Origin of the sequence: Leisingera sp. M523, assembly GCF_025141335.1 — a bacterium.
In the GTDB taxonomy this organism is placed as follows: domain Bacteria; phylum Pseudomonadota; class Alphaproteobacteria; order Rhodobacterales; family Rhodobacteraceae; genus Leisingera.
On the sequence record NZ_CP081036.1, the window covers coordinates 1,008,087 to 1,021,896 of the forward strand.

14 protein-coding genes are annotated in these 13,810 nt (G+C 63.2%); 8 read left to right on the top strand and 6 right to left on the bottom strand.

What is annotated here, in order from left to right; genetic code table 11:
• Positions 1–8: 8 nt before the first annotated feature.
• The 4 genes from hflK to K3557_RS04830 all read left to right on the top strand — a co-directional run bounded on the left by hflK (position 9) and on the right by K3557_RS04830 (position 3,982).
• Positions 9–1,163, top strand: coding sequence for an FtsH protease activity modulator HflK (gene hflK / locus K3557_RS04815; protein WP_259991125.1), 1,155 nt, complete (start codon positions 9–11; stop codon positions 1,161–1,163).
• The gene (hflC, locus tag K3557_RS04820) at positions 1,163–2,047 is read left to right on the top strand and encodes a protease modulator HflC (protein ID WP_259998014.1); all 885 of its coding nucleotides are present in this window, start codon (positions 1,163–1,165) and stop codon (positions 2,045–2,047) included. Before hflK ends, hflC begins: the two co-directional genes overlap by 1 nt.
• Positions 2,047–2,241 carry a DUF2065 domain-containing protein gene (locus tag K3557_RS04825; protein WP_259998015.1) on the top strand — a complete coding sequence of 65 codons (195 nt, stop codon included), beginning with the start codon at positions 2,047–2,049 and terminating at the stop codon, positions 2,239–2,241. The genes hflC and K3557_RS04825 overlap by 1 nt, the downstream gene beginning before the upstream one ends.
• Positions 2,242–2,539: 298 nt before the next feature.
• Positions 2,540–3,982: a Do family serine endopeptidase gene (locus K3557_RS04830; RefSeq protein WP_259992577.1), complete on the top strand. Its 1,443-nt coding sequence runs from the start codon at positions 2,540–2,542 to the stop codon at positions 3,980–3,982.
• Positions 3,983–4,058: 76 nt separating this feature from the next.
• Here K3557_RS04830 and K3557_RS04835 read toward each other — a convergent pair whose 3' ends face one another.
• The 4 genes from K3557_RS04835 to K3557_RS04850 all read right to left on the bottom strand — a co-directional run bounded on the left by K3557_RS04835 (position 4,059) and on the right by K3557_RS04850 (position 6,618).
• A complete protein-coding gene (locus K3557_RS04835; protein WP_259998016.1) occupies positions 4,059–4,571 on the bottom strand; it encodes a bifunctional 2-polyprenyl-6-hydroxyphenol methylase/3-demethylubiquinol 3-O-methyltransferase UbiG in 513 nt (170 codons plus the stop codon).
• 344 nt (positions 4,572–4,915) lie between these two features.
• A complete protein-coding gene (locus tag K3557_RS04840) occupies positions 4,916–5,584 on the bottom strand; it encodes a Crp/Fnr family transcriptional regulator (protein ID WP_129370322.1) in 669 nt (222 codons plus the stop codon).
• Between the two features lie 88 nt (positions 5,585–5,672).
• A complete protein-coding gene (locus K3557_RS04845) occupies positions 5,673–6,194 on the bottom strand; it encodes a peptidoglycan-binding protein (protein ID WP_259998017.1) in 522 nt (173 codons plus the stop codon).
• A gap of 73 nt (positions 6,195–6,267) precedes the next feature.
• The gene (locus K3557_RS04850) at positions 6,268–6,618 is read right to left on the bottom strand and encodes an OB-fold nucleic acid binding domain-containing protein (RefSeq protein ID WP_259999561.1); all 351 of its coding nucleotides are present in this window, start codon (positions 6,616–6,618) and stop codon (positions 6,268–6,270) included.
• Positions 6,619–6,897: 279 nt separating this feature from the next.
• Here K3557_RS04850 and K3557_RS04855 point away from each other — a divergent pair, with 279 nt between their 5' ends.
• From K3557_RS04855 to K3557_RS04865, 3 genes are all read left to right on the top strand, one after another.
• Positions 6,898–7,221, top strand: coding sequence for a 2Fe-2S iron-sulfur cluster-binding protein (locus K3557_RS04855; RefSeq protein WP_259991138.1), 324 nt, complete (start codon positions 6,898–6,900; stop codon positions 7,219–7,221).
• A complete protein-coding gene (locus K3557_RS04860; protein ID WP_409201201.1) occupies positions 7,221–8,027 on the top strand; it encodes an FG-GAP repeat domain-containing protein in 807 nt (268 codons plus the stop codon). The genes K3557_RS04855 and K3557_RS04860 overlap by 1 nt, the downstream gene beginning before the upstream one ends.
• A 243-nt stretch (positions 8,028–8,270) precedes the next feature.
• Positions 8,271–10,034 (top strand): DUF1217 domain-containing protein, encoded by a 1,764-nt coding sequence (locus tag K3557_RS04865; protein WP_259998018.1) that lies wholly within the window; start codon positions 8,271–8,273, stop codon positions 10,032–10,034.
• A 62-nt stretch (positions 10,035–10,096) separates the two neighbouring features.
• On the opposite strand, the gene K3557_RS04870 is transcribed toward K3557_RS04865, so the two are convergent.
• The gene (locus K3557_RS04870) at positions 10,097–10,429 is read right to left on the bottom strand and encodes a GNAT family N-acetyltransferase (protein WP_259998019.1); all 333 of its coding nucleotides are present in this window, start codon (positions 10,427–10,429) and stop codon (positions 10,097–10,099) included.
• A gap of 466 nt (positions 10,430–10,895) precedes the next feature.
• Positions 10,896–12,161, bottom strand: a complete 1,266-nt coding sequence (gene purD / locus K3557_RS04875) for a phosphoribosylamine--glycine ligase (RefSeq protein ID WP_259998020.1) — start codon at positions 12,159–12,161, stop codon at positions 10,896–10,898.
• 135 nt (positions 12,162–12,296) lie between these two features.
• On the opposite strand from purD, the gene xseA reads away from it, so the two are divergent.
• Positions 12,297–13,790, top strand: coding sequence for an exodeoxyribonuclease VII large subunit (xseA, locus tag K3557_RS04880; RefSeq protein WP_259998021.1), 1,494 nt, complete (start codon positions 12,297–12,299; stop codon positions 13,788–13,790).
• The last annotated feature ends 20 nt before the right edge of the window (positions 13,791–13,810 follow it).

Here is a 13,810-nt window from a genome sequence, read left to right on the forward strand (position 1 = left end):
GGAGACAAATGGCGGGCAATAGCGGTGGCCCATGGGGGGGCGGTGGCTCCTCTGGCGGCGGAGGAGGCAACCGGGGCAATAACGGTGGCAACAATGGCGGCGGCGGCGGCCGCAAGCCGGAGGACCCCCAGATCCCTGAGATTGACGAGCTGGTCAAGAAAGGCCAGGAGCAGCTGCGCGTCCTGATGGGCGGGCGCGGCGGGTCCGGCGGACGGGGCGGCCGCGGCGGCGGTTCCGGCGGCGGCGGACCGCTTTTCACCAAGGGCACGCTGGGGCTGGCCGTTGTTGCTGCAGCCGTGCTGTGGGGCTTTGCCAGCTTCTATACCGTAAAGCCGGAAGAACAGTCGGTTGAGCTGTTCCTGGGGGAATACTCCTCGACCGGGCAGCCGGGCCTGAATTTTGCGCCTTGGCCGCTGGTGACCAAGGAGATCCTGCCGGTCACCCGTGAACAGACCGAAGACATCGGTGTTGGCGGCGGCCGCAGCTCGGAAGCGGGGCTGATGCTGACCGGGGACGAGAACATCGTCGATATTGATTTCCAGGTGGTCTGGAACATCAACGATCCGGCGAAGTTCCTGTTCAACCTGCGCGACGCCCGCACCACCATCCGCGCTGTATCGGAATCGGCGATGCGCGAGATTATCGCCCAGTCGGAACTGGCGCCGATCCTGAACCGCGACCGTGGCTCGATCGCCTCGCGGCTGCAGGAGCTGATCCAGTTCACGCTGGACGATTACGACAGCGGCATCAACATCATCCGCGTCAACTTTGACAAAGCGGATCCGCCTGCGTCCGTGATTGCCGCCTTCCGCGATGTTCAGGCTGCTGAACAGGAACGCGACAGGCGCCAGAACGAAGCCGACGCCTATGCCAACAATGCGCTGGCTGAGGCCCGAGGTCAGGCGGCTGAGCTGCTGGAACGGGCCGAAGGCTACCGTGCGCGCGTTGTCAATGAAGCCCAGGGTGAGGCGAGCCGCTTTAGCGCGGTTCTGACCGAATACCAGAAGGCGCCTGAGGTGACACGCAAACGGCTGTACATTGAAACCATGGAAAAGGTGCTGAGCCGGGTCGACAAGATCATCCTCGACGAGCAATCCGGCGAAGGACAGGGCGTCGTGCCTTACCTGCCGCTGAATGAACTGCGCCGCGGAGGAAGCAACTGATGCGTAAGACAACTCTTTTGCTGCCGTTGCTGGTGATCGCTGCGATTGCCGCGCTGTCGTCGGTGTTCATTGTGGACGAGCGTGAAAAGGCGCTGGTGCTGCAGTTCGGCCGGGTGGTCTCGGTCAAGGAAGATCCGGGCCTGGCGTTCAAGATCCCGGTGATTCAGGAAGTGGTGCGCTATGACGACCGCATCCTGAGCCGCGACATTGACCCGCTGGAAATCACCCCGTCGGACGACCGCCGTCTGGTTGTTGACGCCTTTGCGCGCTATCGCATCGTGGACGTGAACCGGTTCCGTCAGGCGGTTGGTGCCGGCGGTATCGCCACTGCGGAAAACCGGCTGGATTCGATCCTGCGGGCGCAAACCCGCGAGATCCTCGGCTCGGTCAGCTCGAACGATATCCTGTCTTCGGACCGTGCCGCACTGATGCTGCGGATCCGCAATGGCGCCATCGCCGATGCGCGCGCTTTGGGCATTGCCATCATCGACGTGCGTCTGAAGCGCACCGACCTGCCTTCGGAAAACCTGGATGCGACGTTTGAGCGGATGCGGGCCGAGCGTGTGCGCGAAGCCACCGACGAACGCGCCCGCGGCAACGAAGCCGCACAGCGGATCCGGGCCCAGGCCGACCGGACCGTGGTTGAGCTGGTGTCGGAAGCGCAGCGCGAGGCGGAGATTATCCGCGGTGAATCGGATGCCGAACGCAACGCGATCTTTGCCCAGGCTTATGGTGCGGACCCGGAGTTCTTTGAATTCTACCGCAGCCTGAACGCCTATGCGAATTCGCTGCTGGCGGGGAATTCGACCATGGTGCTGTCGCCGGACAACGAGTTTTTCAACTACCTGAAATCCTCGGACGGCAAGCGGCCGGCAGGGCAGTAATGGGGTTCATCCTCCTGGCCCTTGGGCTGGTACTGATTGCAGAGGGGCTGGTGTACGCACTGGCCCCTTCGCTTGTGGAGCGCCTGCTGGAGATGCTGCGCGCGCTCTCTGAAGACCAACGCCGCAATGCCGGGCTGGCGGCCTTGGCGCTGGGGCTGATCCTGGTCTGGCTGGCGTTCTGGTTCGGGGTTTGAAGACGCCGTTTTCCCCCTAGATTTTCAGCGAAAATGCAGACTTTCCCTGCTAGAATAACCTGCAGCAGGACGCGCGCGTGCCGTTGCGGGCGGAAAACCCGGTCACAGCGGCTTTATTCCTTGCAACATTTGTTGCGGGGCGGGCGGAAGTTCCTACATTGGAGCCATAAGACTCTGCCCGGCTATCCTGGTGTTTATGCCGGTCCGTGGCGGACAAGAAGAATTAGAAGTGACAAGGAGTAGATCCGTGCAGCCACAGGCAATTGCAATTTCCGGCCGGGCAGGCGGCAGCAGCGCGATGATGCGCATGATCTGGCTTGCGGTGCTGGCCATGGCGGTCCTGCTGATGCAGGCGGTATCCGCGATGGCGCGCCCCGAAAGCCTGGCACCGCTGGCCGATCAGGTGAGCCCGGCAGTGGTCAACATCACCACCACAACCGTGGTCGAGGGCCGCACCGGCCCGCAGGGCATTGTCCCCGAAGGCTCGCCGTTTGAAGATTTTTTCCGTGAATTCCAGGACCGCAACGGCAATGGCAATGGCAACCGCCCGCGCCGGTCTTCGGCGCTGGGGTCGGGGTTTGTGATTTCCGAGGACGGTTACATCGTCACCAACAACCATGTGATTGAAGGTGCGGATGAGATCGAGATCGAGTTTTTCCCCGGCGACGGCCAGCCTAAGGAGCTGCTGCCGGCCAAGGTGATCGGCACCGATCCCAACACAGATATCGCGCTGCTCAAGGTGCAGGCGCCCGCACCGCTGAAATTCGTCAAATTCGGCGACAGCGATACCGCCCGTGTCGGTGACTGGGTTGTCGCCATGGGCAACCCTCTGGGGCAGGGGTTCTCAGTTTCTGCCGGCATCGTGTCGGCGCGCAACCGCGAGCTTTCGGGGTCTTATGACGATTACATCCAGACCGATGCGGCGATCAACCGGGGCAACTCGGGCGGGCCGCTGTTCAACATGGATGGCGATGTGGTCGGTGTGAACACTGCGATCCTGTCGCCTAATGGCGGCTCCATTGGCATTGGCTTTTCGATGGCGTCGAATGTGGTGGTCAAAGTGGTCGACCAGCTGAAGAAATTCGGCGAGACCCGCCGCGGCTGGCTGGGTGTGAAGATCCAGGATGTGGATGCGGATCTGGCTGAGGCGATCGGCCTGGACAAGGCCCGCGGCGCGCTGGTGACGGACGTGCCCGAAGGCCCTGCCAAAGAGGCCGGTGTGCTGGCCGGCGACGTGATTGTCAGCTTTGACGGCGGCGATGTGAAGGACACCCGCGGGTTGGTGCGCCAGGTCGGCAATGCCGAGGTCGGCAAGACCGTGCGGCTGGTGGTGTACCGCGAGGGCAAGACAGAAACGCTGCGGGTGACTCTGGGCCGCCGCGAAGATGCCGAGCGCAGCCCCACCGGTCAGCAGAACGGTGACGGTGAACCCGGCCAGACCGAAAAGGAACTGCTGGGCCTGTCGGTCGGAGTTCTGACGGACCAGATGCGCGGTGAGCTGAATGTGGGCGAAGATGTCGAAGGGCTGGCCATTCTGTCCGTGGATGAGACATCGGAGGCTTGGGAAAAGGGCCTGCGCGCCGGCGATGTGATCACCGAGGCAGGCCAGCAGAAGGTCACCTCAATCAGCGAGCTGGAAAGCCGCGTAGCCGAAGCTAAGGAGGCGGGCCGAAAGTCGCTGCTTCTGCTGGTGCGCCGCGGCGGGGAGCCGCGTTTCGTGGCGCTGAACCTGGCGAAGTAACCGCCTGAAGACAGGTCTTGTCCAAATCGTCAAAGGCCGGGCTCTCTGCCCGGCCTTTGATCATTGCGGCAAGGGGTTATGCCCGTTTCATGAGCAACAGGCCGCGGCTGTCCTGTTCGGTGTGCCATCCCGCTGGGTCGGCAGCAAAGATCCGGCGGAAATCTTCAAGGTTGGGTTTTTCGTCGGATATCAGCACCCAGCCGCCCGGCCGCAGATGCGGCAGGCAGCGGGTCAGGACCGCCCGCCGGTCCGGCGCGGCCAGCATGTGCAGGGTCCGGTCGAACAGCAGGATGTCGTAGTCCTCCTTTGGCGCCCAGTCCGTGAGGTCGGTGGCAGCGCCGGTAATGTCCAGGCCTTCCTTTGCCGCAGCATCCAGCATATCCCGGATGCCATGCGGCGACAGGTCGACGCCTGTGACCCGGTGGCCCAGGCGGGCAATGAACAGCGCGTCCCGCCCCTGGCCGCAGCCGGCATCCAGAACATGCAGGCCTTGCGCCTTAAGCCCTGTGAAAAAGGCAGTGATTTCCGGAGAGGGAGCGCCGAGGGCGTCCGGGGTTTCGCGGTAGAGTTTGTCATAATTGTAAGCCATGCGCGGCACCGTAGCGGCCCGGTTGCGGAATGGCTAAGTGAAATATTCCGTGAGCGGAAGGCGGGCCCGGCGTAAGACTTTTCTGAAAAGTCTTGGCAAAAGTTTTTGGAAAACTTTTACGCCCTGTCGCTGACGGGCCGCGGCTGCCAACGAGAGTGCGGAGTGGGGAAGAGCCATGCGCTGGCGGGCGCATGGCTCTTTTGGGACAGGCAGCCATTGGGATGGAACGGATAATGGCTGTCTGTATCCGGTTATTGCCGGATGCAGCCAAGCGTTCTGTAACCGGGATTACAGAGCAGGGTTTTTCCTGCGGTTTTTCCGGAAAATTGCTGCCGCTGGTGCTGTCAGATCGAGTCCGGTTCGGCCAGCACCGCCAGTTCTGTGCGGTCAAGGATCTGCACGCCGCCGCGGCTGATGCTGACCAGGCCGGTGCGCTTCCAGGCGGCCAGGGTTTTTGAAACCGCTTCGCGGGTGGCACCGACAAATTCCGCCAGCTCGGCTTGCGACAGGGCGACGCGGCCGTCGCTGTTTTCAGGTGCCAGATACAGCAGTTTGCGCGCCAGCCGCACCGGCATTGGCAGGAACACCTGCTCGTTCAGCTGGGTGTTCATCCAGCGCATCCGCTGCCCGGCCAGCCGCAGCAGGTCGGCGGCCAGATCCGGATACTGGCGGATCTGATCCAGCACGTCGCCGCTGCGCAGGCGCAGCACCCGGCTTGGCTCGGCGGCGATGGCGGTGGCGGTGCGCTCGCCCGGGTCGAACAGGGTTATCTCGCCGAACACCGCGCCGGGGCGCATCATGTCCAGCGACAGCTTGCGGCCCGAAGCAGACAGCACCGAAAATTCCAGCGCGCCCTCGGCAATTGCATAAAGCGCATCGCCCTGATCGCCTTGTTCAAACAGTACTTCGCCCTGGCGCAGGCGCACTTCAGCCGCCTGGCTTTCGAGCATCCGCCTAAGCGGGCCGGAGGCGGCGGAGAGAAAGCCGGTATCGGGCAGGCGGGTTGTCAGCATGGCCAAATCTCTTTGCATCAGGTGCCCAGTCCGGCGGACCTTAGCAGAGGCGTGGACACCGGGGAACCGGGGAACTGAACCGGTTGGTTCAGCCCGCCACGGCGACCAGTCCCAGCTTGCGGGCGGAGGTGAGTGTCAGGGTGCCGCTGTCCAGTCCCAGTGGTGCCTGATAGCGTTGCACAGCCTTGCGGGTGGCGGCGTCCATCTGTCCGTGAACGGGCCCGCGGTAGACCCCGCGGACGGCCAGGGCGCGCTGGATTGACCGGATAAAGCCGGGCGTCATCATGGCGGGGCAGGGGATTTCTATCCAGCGCTTCTGCCGCGGCTGCACGATCTGCTGGCGGGTCTCGGTGCGGAAGATGGCGGGGCGGATGACCTGGCCGCTGCTGTTGGTTTGCGCGGGTTGAGTCAGCACCTGGCTGGTGATGGTCTCAACGACGGCGGGCGAGGTGTGCGTGCTCCAGCAGGTATCGGGCGGCGCGCCGGGCGGGGCATAGCGGCCGGCGCGGGAGACATCGCCGCCTGGCGGCGGCTGGACGCAGGCCGCCAGCAGCGCCAGCAGCAGCCCGGGCCAGAACCGGCGGCTGGTTTCGAATATGCTCGGCGTCATGCCCGGATGCCTTTGTCACTGTGCCTCTGCCGGCGCCCCTGTCAGTTCCGGGCGCCGGTGCTTTGACGGCAGGTTAGCCCAGTTCCGGCCCTTGCGCAAAGGCGGGATCATCCCGGCGGCTTTGTTCCGCCAGCAACAGGTCAAGCATCGGCGAAATGTCCTCAACCGTTTCGGCAATCACATGGGTGACGGAATGCGCCCGCTGCAGCCGCCCGGTGACGCGCAAGAGCCGGCCTGAGATCACCGCGCGGCGGAAAGCCTCGTAGATCTTGCGCCAGATGATCACGTTGACGATGCCGGTCTCGTCCTCAAGCGTGACAAAGATTACGCCCTTGGCGGTGCCGGGGCGCTGGCGCAGGATCACCAGCCCGGCGACGGTGATGCAGGCGTTCTGGGGCGGTTCCTGCAGCCGGGCCGCAGGCAGGCAGTGCGGCGGGTGCGGCCAGGGTTGGGATCCGTGCCCGCCTGCTGCGCAGGCTGCGGCAGGGGGGAGAACTGAGGCAGGGGGTGATGCGGGGGGTGAGACGGGGGCTGGCATGAGGAAAACGGCCTTGCGGTTGAAAAATATCCGACGTGAACAAACGTAGAACATTGGCGCGAAAAGTCCAGCTGCGGCAGGGCGGGGTCGCAATTGGGGGTGGCACCGGCGCAGGGGCTTGGCTACACAGTCGCGCAAGTACCGGAAAAGGGAAGAGAGCTGACAATGGCAAAGATCACTTACATCGAGCACAACGGCACCAGCCATGTGGTGGACGTCGCCAACGGGCTGACCGTGATGGAAGGCGCGCGCGACAACAATATTCCGGGTATCGAGGCCGATTGCGGCGGCGCCTGCGCCTGCTCGACCTGTCACGTGTACATTGCGCCGGACTGGGTTGAGAAGCTGCCCGCCAAGGACGACATGGAAGAGGATATGCTGGATTTCGCCTATGAGCCCGATCCGGCCCGCTCGCGCTTGACCTGCCAGATCAAGGTGAGCGATGCGATGGACGGGCTGGTGGTGCATATGCCCGAAAAGCAGATCTGATGAGCGCAGGGGCAGCGGCGCGGCGTTTTCCGTTGCGCGTGCGGCCCCGTTCCGTCCGCCGCGTTTGGCGGGCGATGTGTTTGGGGCTGGCCTTGGCCGGCCCGTCTGTTCTGGCGGCTGAGGGCAGGGTGGTCTCGGCGCGTTACGGCGAGCCCACCACACGCTATGGCCATGCAGTGCTGGGCAATGATGCGGAATACGGCGCGCTGGTACTGAAGGTGGAAAACACTGGCTCCGGCGGGTTGTCCGCCAAGGCGGTCTATCAGAAGTCCGAAATCCTGATCCGCCTGCCGCTGGATCATGTGTTCGAGGACATCGCACCGCGGCTGGCGGATATCGATGGCGATGGCCGCCCCGAGGTGCTGGTGGTCGAGACCGATGTGGCAGAGGGCGCCCAGCTGGCCATCTATGATGCCCGCGGCGAAAAGATCGCCGCCACCCCGCATATCGGCACCCGCAACCGCTGGCTGGCACCCATTGGCGCGGCGGATCTGGATGGCGACGGGCATGTGGAAATTGCCTATATCGACCGGCCGCATCTGGCCAAAACTCTGCGTATCTGGCGGTTCAAGAACGGTGCGCTGACTGAAGCCGCCAGCACGCCCGGGCTGACCAATCACCAGATCGGCCAGGGTTTCATCACCTCCGGCATTCGCGATTGCGGGCAGGGACGGGAACTGGTGACCGCCAGCGGCGATTGGCGCAGGATCATTGCATCCCGTCTGCAGAACGGCAGAATCACCAGCCGGGACATCGGCGGGTTCCGGCAGGGCACGGGACTGCAGGCCGCAATGGCCTGCCGCTAAGCGCTGCCTGCGACGCGCACTGCGCGGCGCCGCGCCCAACTGGGAAGGGCATCCGCAAGGATGGGCTGGAACAGGCGGGAGTGCTTGCCGCCGCTGCCGCCCGGAAAGACAGACCTGTTGCGCCGCGTCCAACCCGGTTTTTGCGCGGTGTTTCATATTTATTCATCACCTTTGGTTACCTTGCCCCTGACGAGCGGCGCCAGGCGGCTACCTGTCTGGGCCGGTTTTACAGGAGACAGGCGCGTGAGCTTTACACCCTATGTGTTGGGCACCGGCATCAGCGGGTGGACCTTCCTGCAGCGGACCCGCGACCAGCAGCAGGAAATTTATGAGAAGTCGCCGGTCATCGACCGGACGGTGCAGGACTTCAATGAAAAAATCACCGGCATTCAGACGTCGGACCAGTTGCTGGATGACTACAACCTGCTGACCGTCACGCTCGGTGCCTTTGGCCTGGACGAGGATATCGGCAACAGGGCGTTCATCAAAAAGGTGCTTGAGTCCGATGTCAGCGACTCGGGGTCTTTTGTGAACCGGCTCGACGACGTCCGGTATCAGGCGCTGGCGGAAACCTTTGGCTTCAACAGTCCGGATGGTCCAACGCTTCCCACCGCCAAGGCGGGCGCTGAATTTGCCAGTGTCGCCTCGCCGGATGATTTGCTGGCAAACGGCACCCTGCTGCGCAAGGCGCTCGGCAATGTTGGCCTTGAAGGCCTAGAAAATAATCAGTTCTTTCTGCAGAAAGTTCTGGAATCCGACTTGGAAGACCCGGACTCCTTTGTCAACAAGCTGAGCAATCCCAAATATGCCGAGTTTGCCGAGCAATTCAGTTTCAACAAGCCGCCGGTGTATGACAACAGCATTCAGGCGCTGGTCGGGGAATTCAATGAACATACCGACGGCCTGGCAAGCGCGGATGAGCTGCTGGAGGATGAGAACCTTCTGCAAGCTGTCATCGAAACCTTCGGTCTGGAAAGCTCCAACCCCGTTTTCCTGCGCCGGGTTCTGAATTCGGATACCACCGATCCGGATTCCTTTGTGAACCAGCTGGAGGACACTAGGTATCTTGCGGTCTCAGAGGCCTTTGGATTCGGCTGGCCGGATATCAATGAAATGACCGATCCGGATGAGCTGTTGTCTAACCCGGAGGTTCTGGAGCATGCGCTGGACACATTCGGCCTTTTTGGCAGGGACGAAGCCGAGCTGCGGCAGATTTTGGAATCCGACCTGTCAGACCCGAACTCCTATGTGAATCAACCGGAAAATGCTGCCTACTTTGACTTTGCTGATGCGTTCCAGAACGGCTGGCCGGATCATGTGAGCAAGATGCAGGTGTTTTCCAATGAGATCACGGACAAGCTGGGCACCTTCTCCGATCCAAGGGAGTTGGTCTTTGATTTGAGCCTGTTTGAAGCGACACTGGATATCTTTGGCCAGAGTAAACGGGAGTTGGAATTCAACACCGTGATCCGCGCCTTTGAATCTGACCTGTCGTCCAGCACGTCATATGCAAACTTGCATTACGATACCGGCCTGAAGGCCATGGCTCATGCCTTTTCCTTCAATGGGGGAGAAACCGGCCGGGAGTATCCCGAAGGCTTTGCCGAGCAACTTTCCGAGCTTTACACCACCCGCCAGTTTGAAATTGAGATCGGTGAGAGCGATCAGAACATGCGCTTGGCACTGGCCTTTGAGCGCGAGCTGCAAACCGTTGCTGATGCAGGCGGCAGCGAAAACGCCCATTGGTACGGCATTATCGGTTCGCCGCCGCTGAAAACGATTTTTGAAAGCGCGCTGGCGCTGCCATCAAGTTTTGGCCAGCTGGATGTGGACAGGCAGGTGGAGGAAATGAAGGAGCGCTCGTATGCTGCATTTGGAACCACCCATCCTGCAGATTTTCTCGAAGCCGGAAAACTGGATGAATTCCGCAACAGGTTCTTGATGCTGGCAGATCTCAACGCGCCTTTCAACAGCGGGATCAGCGATCCGATTCTGTCGCTCTTCTGACCGGCCGGGTGCGCTTTGGCCTGTGGAGCGGCAATTGTTTCGCCCGGCTCAGAAAACTGGCGCTATAGCGTCACGCGCATGGTGATACCGGTCACCCTGCTGCAGCCAGGATAAGCGCCTTCTGCGGTCTTGATACATCCCAGACGGTCGAACCTGCGGTGGTTTTCCACAAGTTCGACCTTCCTCTGCAATTCAAGCGCCGACAGGCCAAGACCCCTGGCGCGCTCTGCCGCCAGGTCCACCCTCTGCCTTGCCTGGCCCAATCCGCGTCGGGCCGGATCCACTGCCAGTTTGCCCAGATACAGACAGTCCGTCTTTGATATCAGGAATATGCAAGCCGCAGGCAGGCTGCCGACGGCCCGAATCTTGCTGCCGGCCAGATAGCGATCCTTCATGGATCCCCCGTCAGCCGGTGCATGGAAGACGGCGGATCAATGCGCCCGTTGATATAGGCAAAGCTGCGCCGGATCAGGGCCTGCACGCCGCGGATCGTTAGCATTGACCCGGCGGGGCTGTTTCACAGCTGGGCCACCCGGAGGGCGGGCCGGAAATACTCCCGGCTGGCCAATGGCAGAAGGCAAGCGGTGCAGACGGCATGAGAAGCCGCAAAGAGGGAATGGCACGGCATGCCGCTTTCTCCTGCAGATACTGGCCTTTGCCGCCTTGGACGGTTCTCATTGCTTCGCTGCATCCCGATTCTGGCTGAAGTCCAGAGCACCGCAATGCTCCGGTCAGGAAGACTGCCTGCTGGTGGAACAATACCGCCGCACCGGGCGCATTTGCGCCCGGCCACGCCCAACTGAGACTGTCAATCTGCGATTGACTGGAAACAGGCGGGAGAACCGCCGCCGGGACAGATGCTCAACCCAGCGCGCGCCAGCCGATGTCGCGGCGGAAAAACCCCAGCGGCCAATCAACCCCGTCAACCATCGCATAGGCGCGGTCGCGGGCCTCCTTCAGGGTCTCACCGCGGGCGGTCACGTTCAAAACCCGGCCGCCGGCTGCCAGCACCTTGCCGTTTTCAGCCTTGGTGCCGGCGTGGAAGACCATGTTGCTGCTGTCCTCGGGCAGGGCCTTCAGCCCCTTGATTTCCGACCCTTTTTGGTAAGATCCGGGATAGCCCTCAGCCGCCATCACCACCGTGATCGCATGATCGTCGCCCCAGTTCACCTGCGCCTCGGCCAGGCGGCCCTCAGCCGCAGCGTGCATCAGGTCCAGCGCCTGCGCGCCCAGCCGCATCATCAGCACCTGGCATTCCGGATCGCCAAAGCGGACGTTGTATTCCACCAGCCGCGGCTGCCCGTCCTTGATCATCAGACCCGCATAAAGCACGCCCTGATATGGCATGCCGCGCTCAGCCATCACCCGCATGGTGGGCTTGACGATCTCGTCCATCGCGCGGGCTTCGATCTCGGCGGTCAGCACCGGTGCCGGGGAATAGGCACCCATGCCGCCGGTGTTGGGGCCGGTGTCGCCTTCACCCACGCGCTTGTGGTCCTGGGCTGAGCCGATCGCCAGCACGTCCTCACCGTCCACCAGAATAAACAAAGACGCCTCTTCGCCTTCCATGAACTCCTCGATCACCACCTCGGCGCCGGCCCCGCCAAAGGCGCCACCGAACATGTCGTCAATGGCGGCGATGGCTTCTTCTTCGGTCATGGCGATGATCACGCCTTTGCCGGCGGCCAGCCCGTCGGCCTTGACCACAGTAGGCGCGCCGTGTTTGCGCACATGCGCCTTGGCGGTTTCTGCATCAGTGAAATGGCCATAGCCAGCGGTGGGCGCATTGGCTGCATCGCAGACTTCCTTGGTGAAGCTTTTGGAGGCTTCCAGCCTGGCCGCCGCCTCAGACGGGCCGAACACCAAGAGGCCCGCCTCGCGCAGACGGTCGGCCACCCCTGCGGCCAGCGGCGCCTCGGGGCCGATGATCACGAAATCGATGGCGTTCTCTTCCGCGAAACTGGCGACCGCGCCGCCATCCTCGATGTCGAACGACGCGCAATCGGCGATTTGCGCGATCCCTGCATTGCCCGGCGCCACGATCAGCTTGTCGCATTTGGGGTTTTGCATCACCGCCCAGGCCAATGCGTGTTCGCGCCCGCCGCTGCCAAGGATAAGGATGTTCATCTGCGTCTACTCCGATCTGACTGAGCCGAGAGGCGCCCCGGCCCTGTCCGGGGCTTGCCTTGCTTGCGGCGGGTTCTATGCTGCGCGCGAATTCAAAACAAGACCAGCCGCAAGCCGCAGGAGAGCTGCCCCGCAATGTCCGACCTGTTTGATGATCCAAAACCGGGGCAGAACGCGCCCGAATTCACCGTTTCGGAACTCTCCGGCGAGGTGAAGCGCACGCTGGAGGGCACCTTCGGCCGCATCCGGGTCAAGGGTGAGGTAGGGCGGGTGTTCAAGGCGCGCTCCGGGCATTTGTACTACGACATCAAGGACGACCGCTCGGTGCTGGCCTGCACCACCTGGAAAGGGCAGGTTTCCAGCCTGTCGGTGGTGCCCGAGGAGGGGCTGGAGGTGGTCGTCACGGGCCGGCTGACCGCATTCGGCGCCCAGTCCAAGTACAACATGAATGTGGACGAGGTTGCGGTTGCGGGCCAGGGCGCACTGATGGCGCTGCTGGAAAAGCGCAAAAAACAGCTGGAGGCAGAGGGGCTGTTTGCCCCGGAACGCAAGACGCCGTTGCCTTACCTTCCGCAGATCATCGGCGTGGTGACTTCGCCGTCGGGCGCGGTGATCCGCGATATCCTGCACCGGCTGCGCGACCGTTTCCCGCGCAAGGTGCTGGTCTGGCCGGTGGCTGTGCAGGGGCAGAATTGCGCGCCCGAGGTGGCCCGCGCCATCGAAGGATTCAACCGCCTGACGCCCGGCGGCGCGCTGCCGCGGCCCGATCTGATCATCGTCGCCCGTGGCGGCGGCTCGATCGAGGATCTGTGGGGCTTTAACGAGGAGGTCGTGGCCCGCGCCGCCGCCGCCTCGCAGATCCCGCTGATCTCTGCTGTCGGGCATGAGACGGACACGACGCTGATCGACTTTGTCTCCGACCGCCGGGCGCCGACCCCGACGGCGGCGGCAGAGCTGGCGGTGCCGGTGCGGTTGGAACTGATGGCCTGGGCCGAGACCCAGGGTGCGCGGCTGACCCGCGCCGCAGGCCAGGCGGTGCAGCAGCGGCGCCAGCGGCTGAATGATCTGTCCCGCGCGTTGCCCAAGCCAGACACGCTGCTGGAAACCCCGCGCCAGCGGCTCGACCGGATTTCCGACCGGCTGCCGGGCGCGCTGATCTCCGGTGTGCAGCGCCGCCGGGTGTATCTGAGTGAAACCGCTGCCAGCTTACGCCCCGCCACCCTGCGCCAACTGGTGCAAGGGCGCCGGGACCGATTGCAAAACCTGTCCTCGCGCCTGACCCTGCGCCCGATCCAGCGCGAGATCACAGCCCGCAAGGACGCGCTGGCCCGTTTGGCGCAGCGGTTGGATGCGGCGCAGTCGCTGCGTCTTGACCGCCAGCGCCAAAACCTCTCCGCCGCTGGCCGCCAGCTGGAGATCCTCAGCTACAAGGCCACGCTGGAGCGCGGCTATGCGGTGGTGCGTTCGGGCGCCGAGATCCTCACAACCAGGGCCGCCGCGGCCAAGGGCGGCCCGTTGCAGATCGAATTTGCCGACGGCATGCTGGACCTTGAGGAGGGCATCGCGGATCCTGGTTCCCAGACCGTTGCTGCGAAACCGTCCGGCGGCGGTCAGGGCTCGCTGTTCTAGCTTCTTTCTGGTCTGAAATA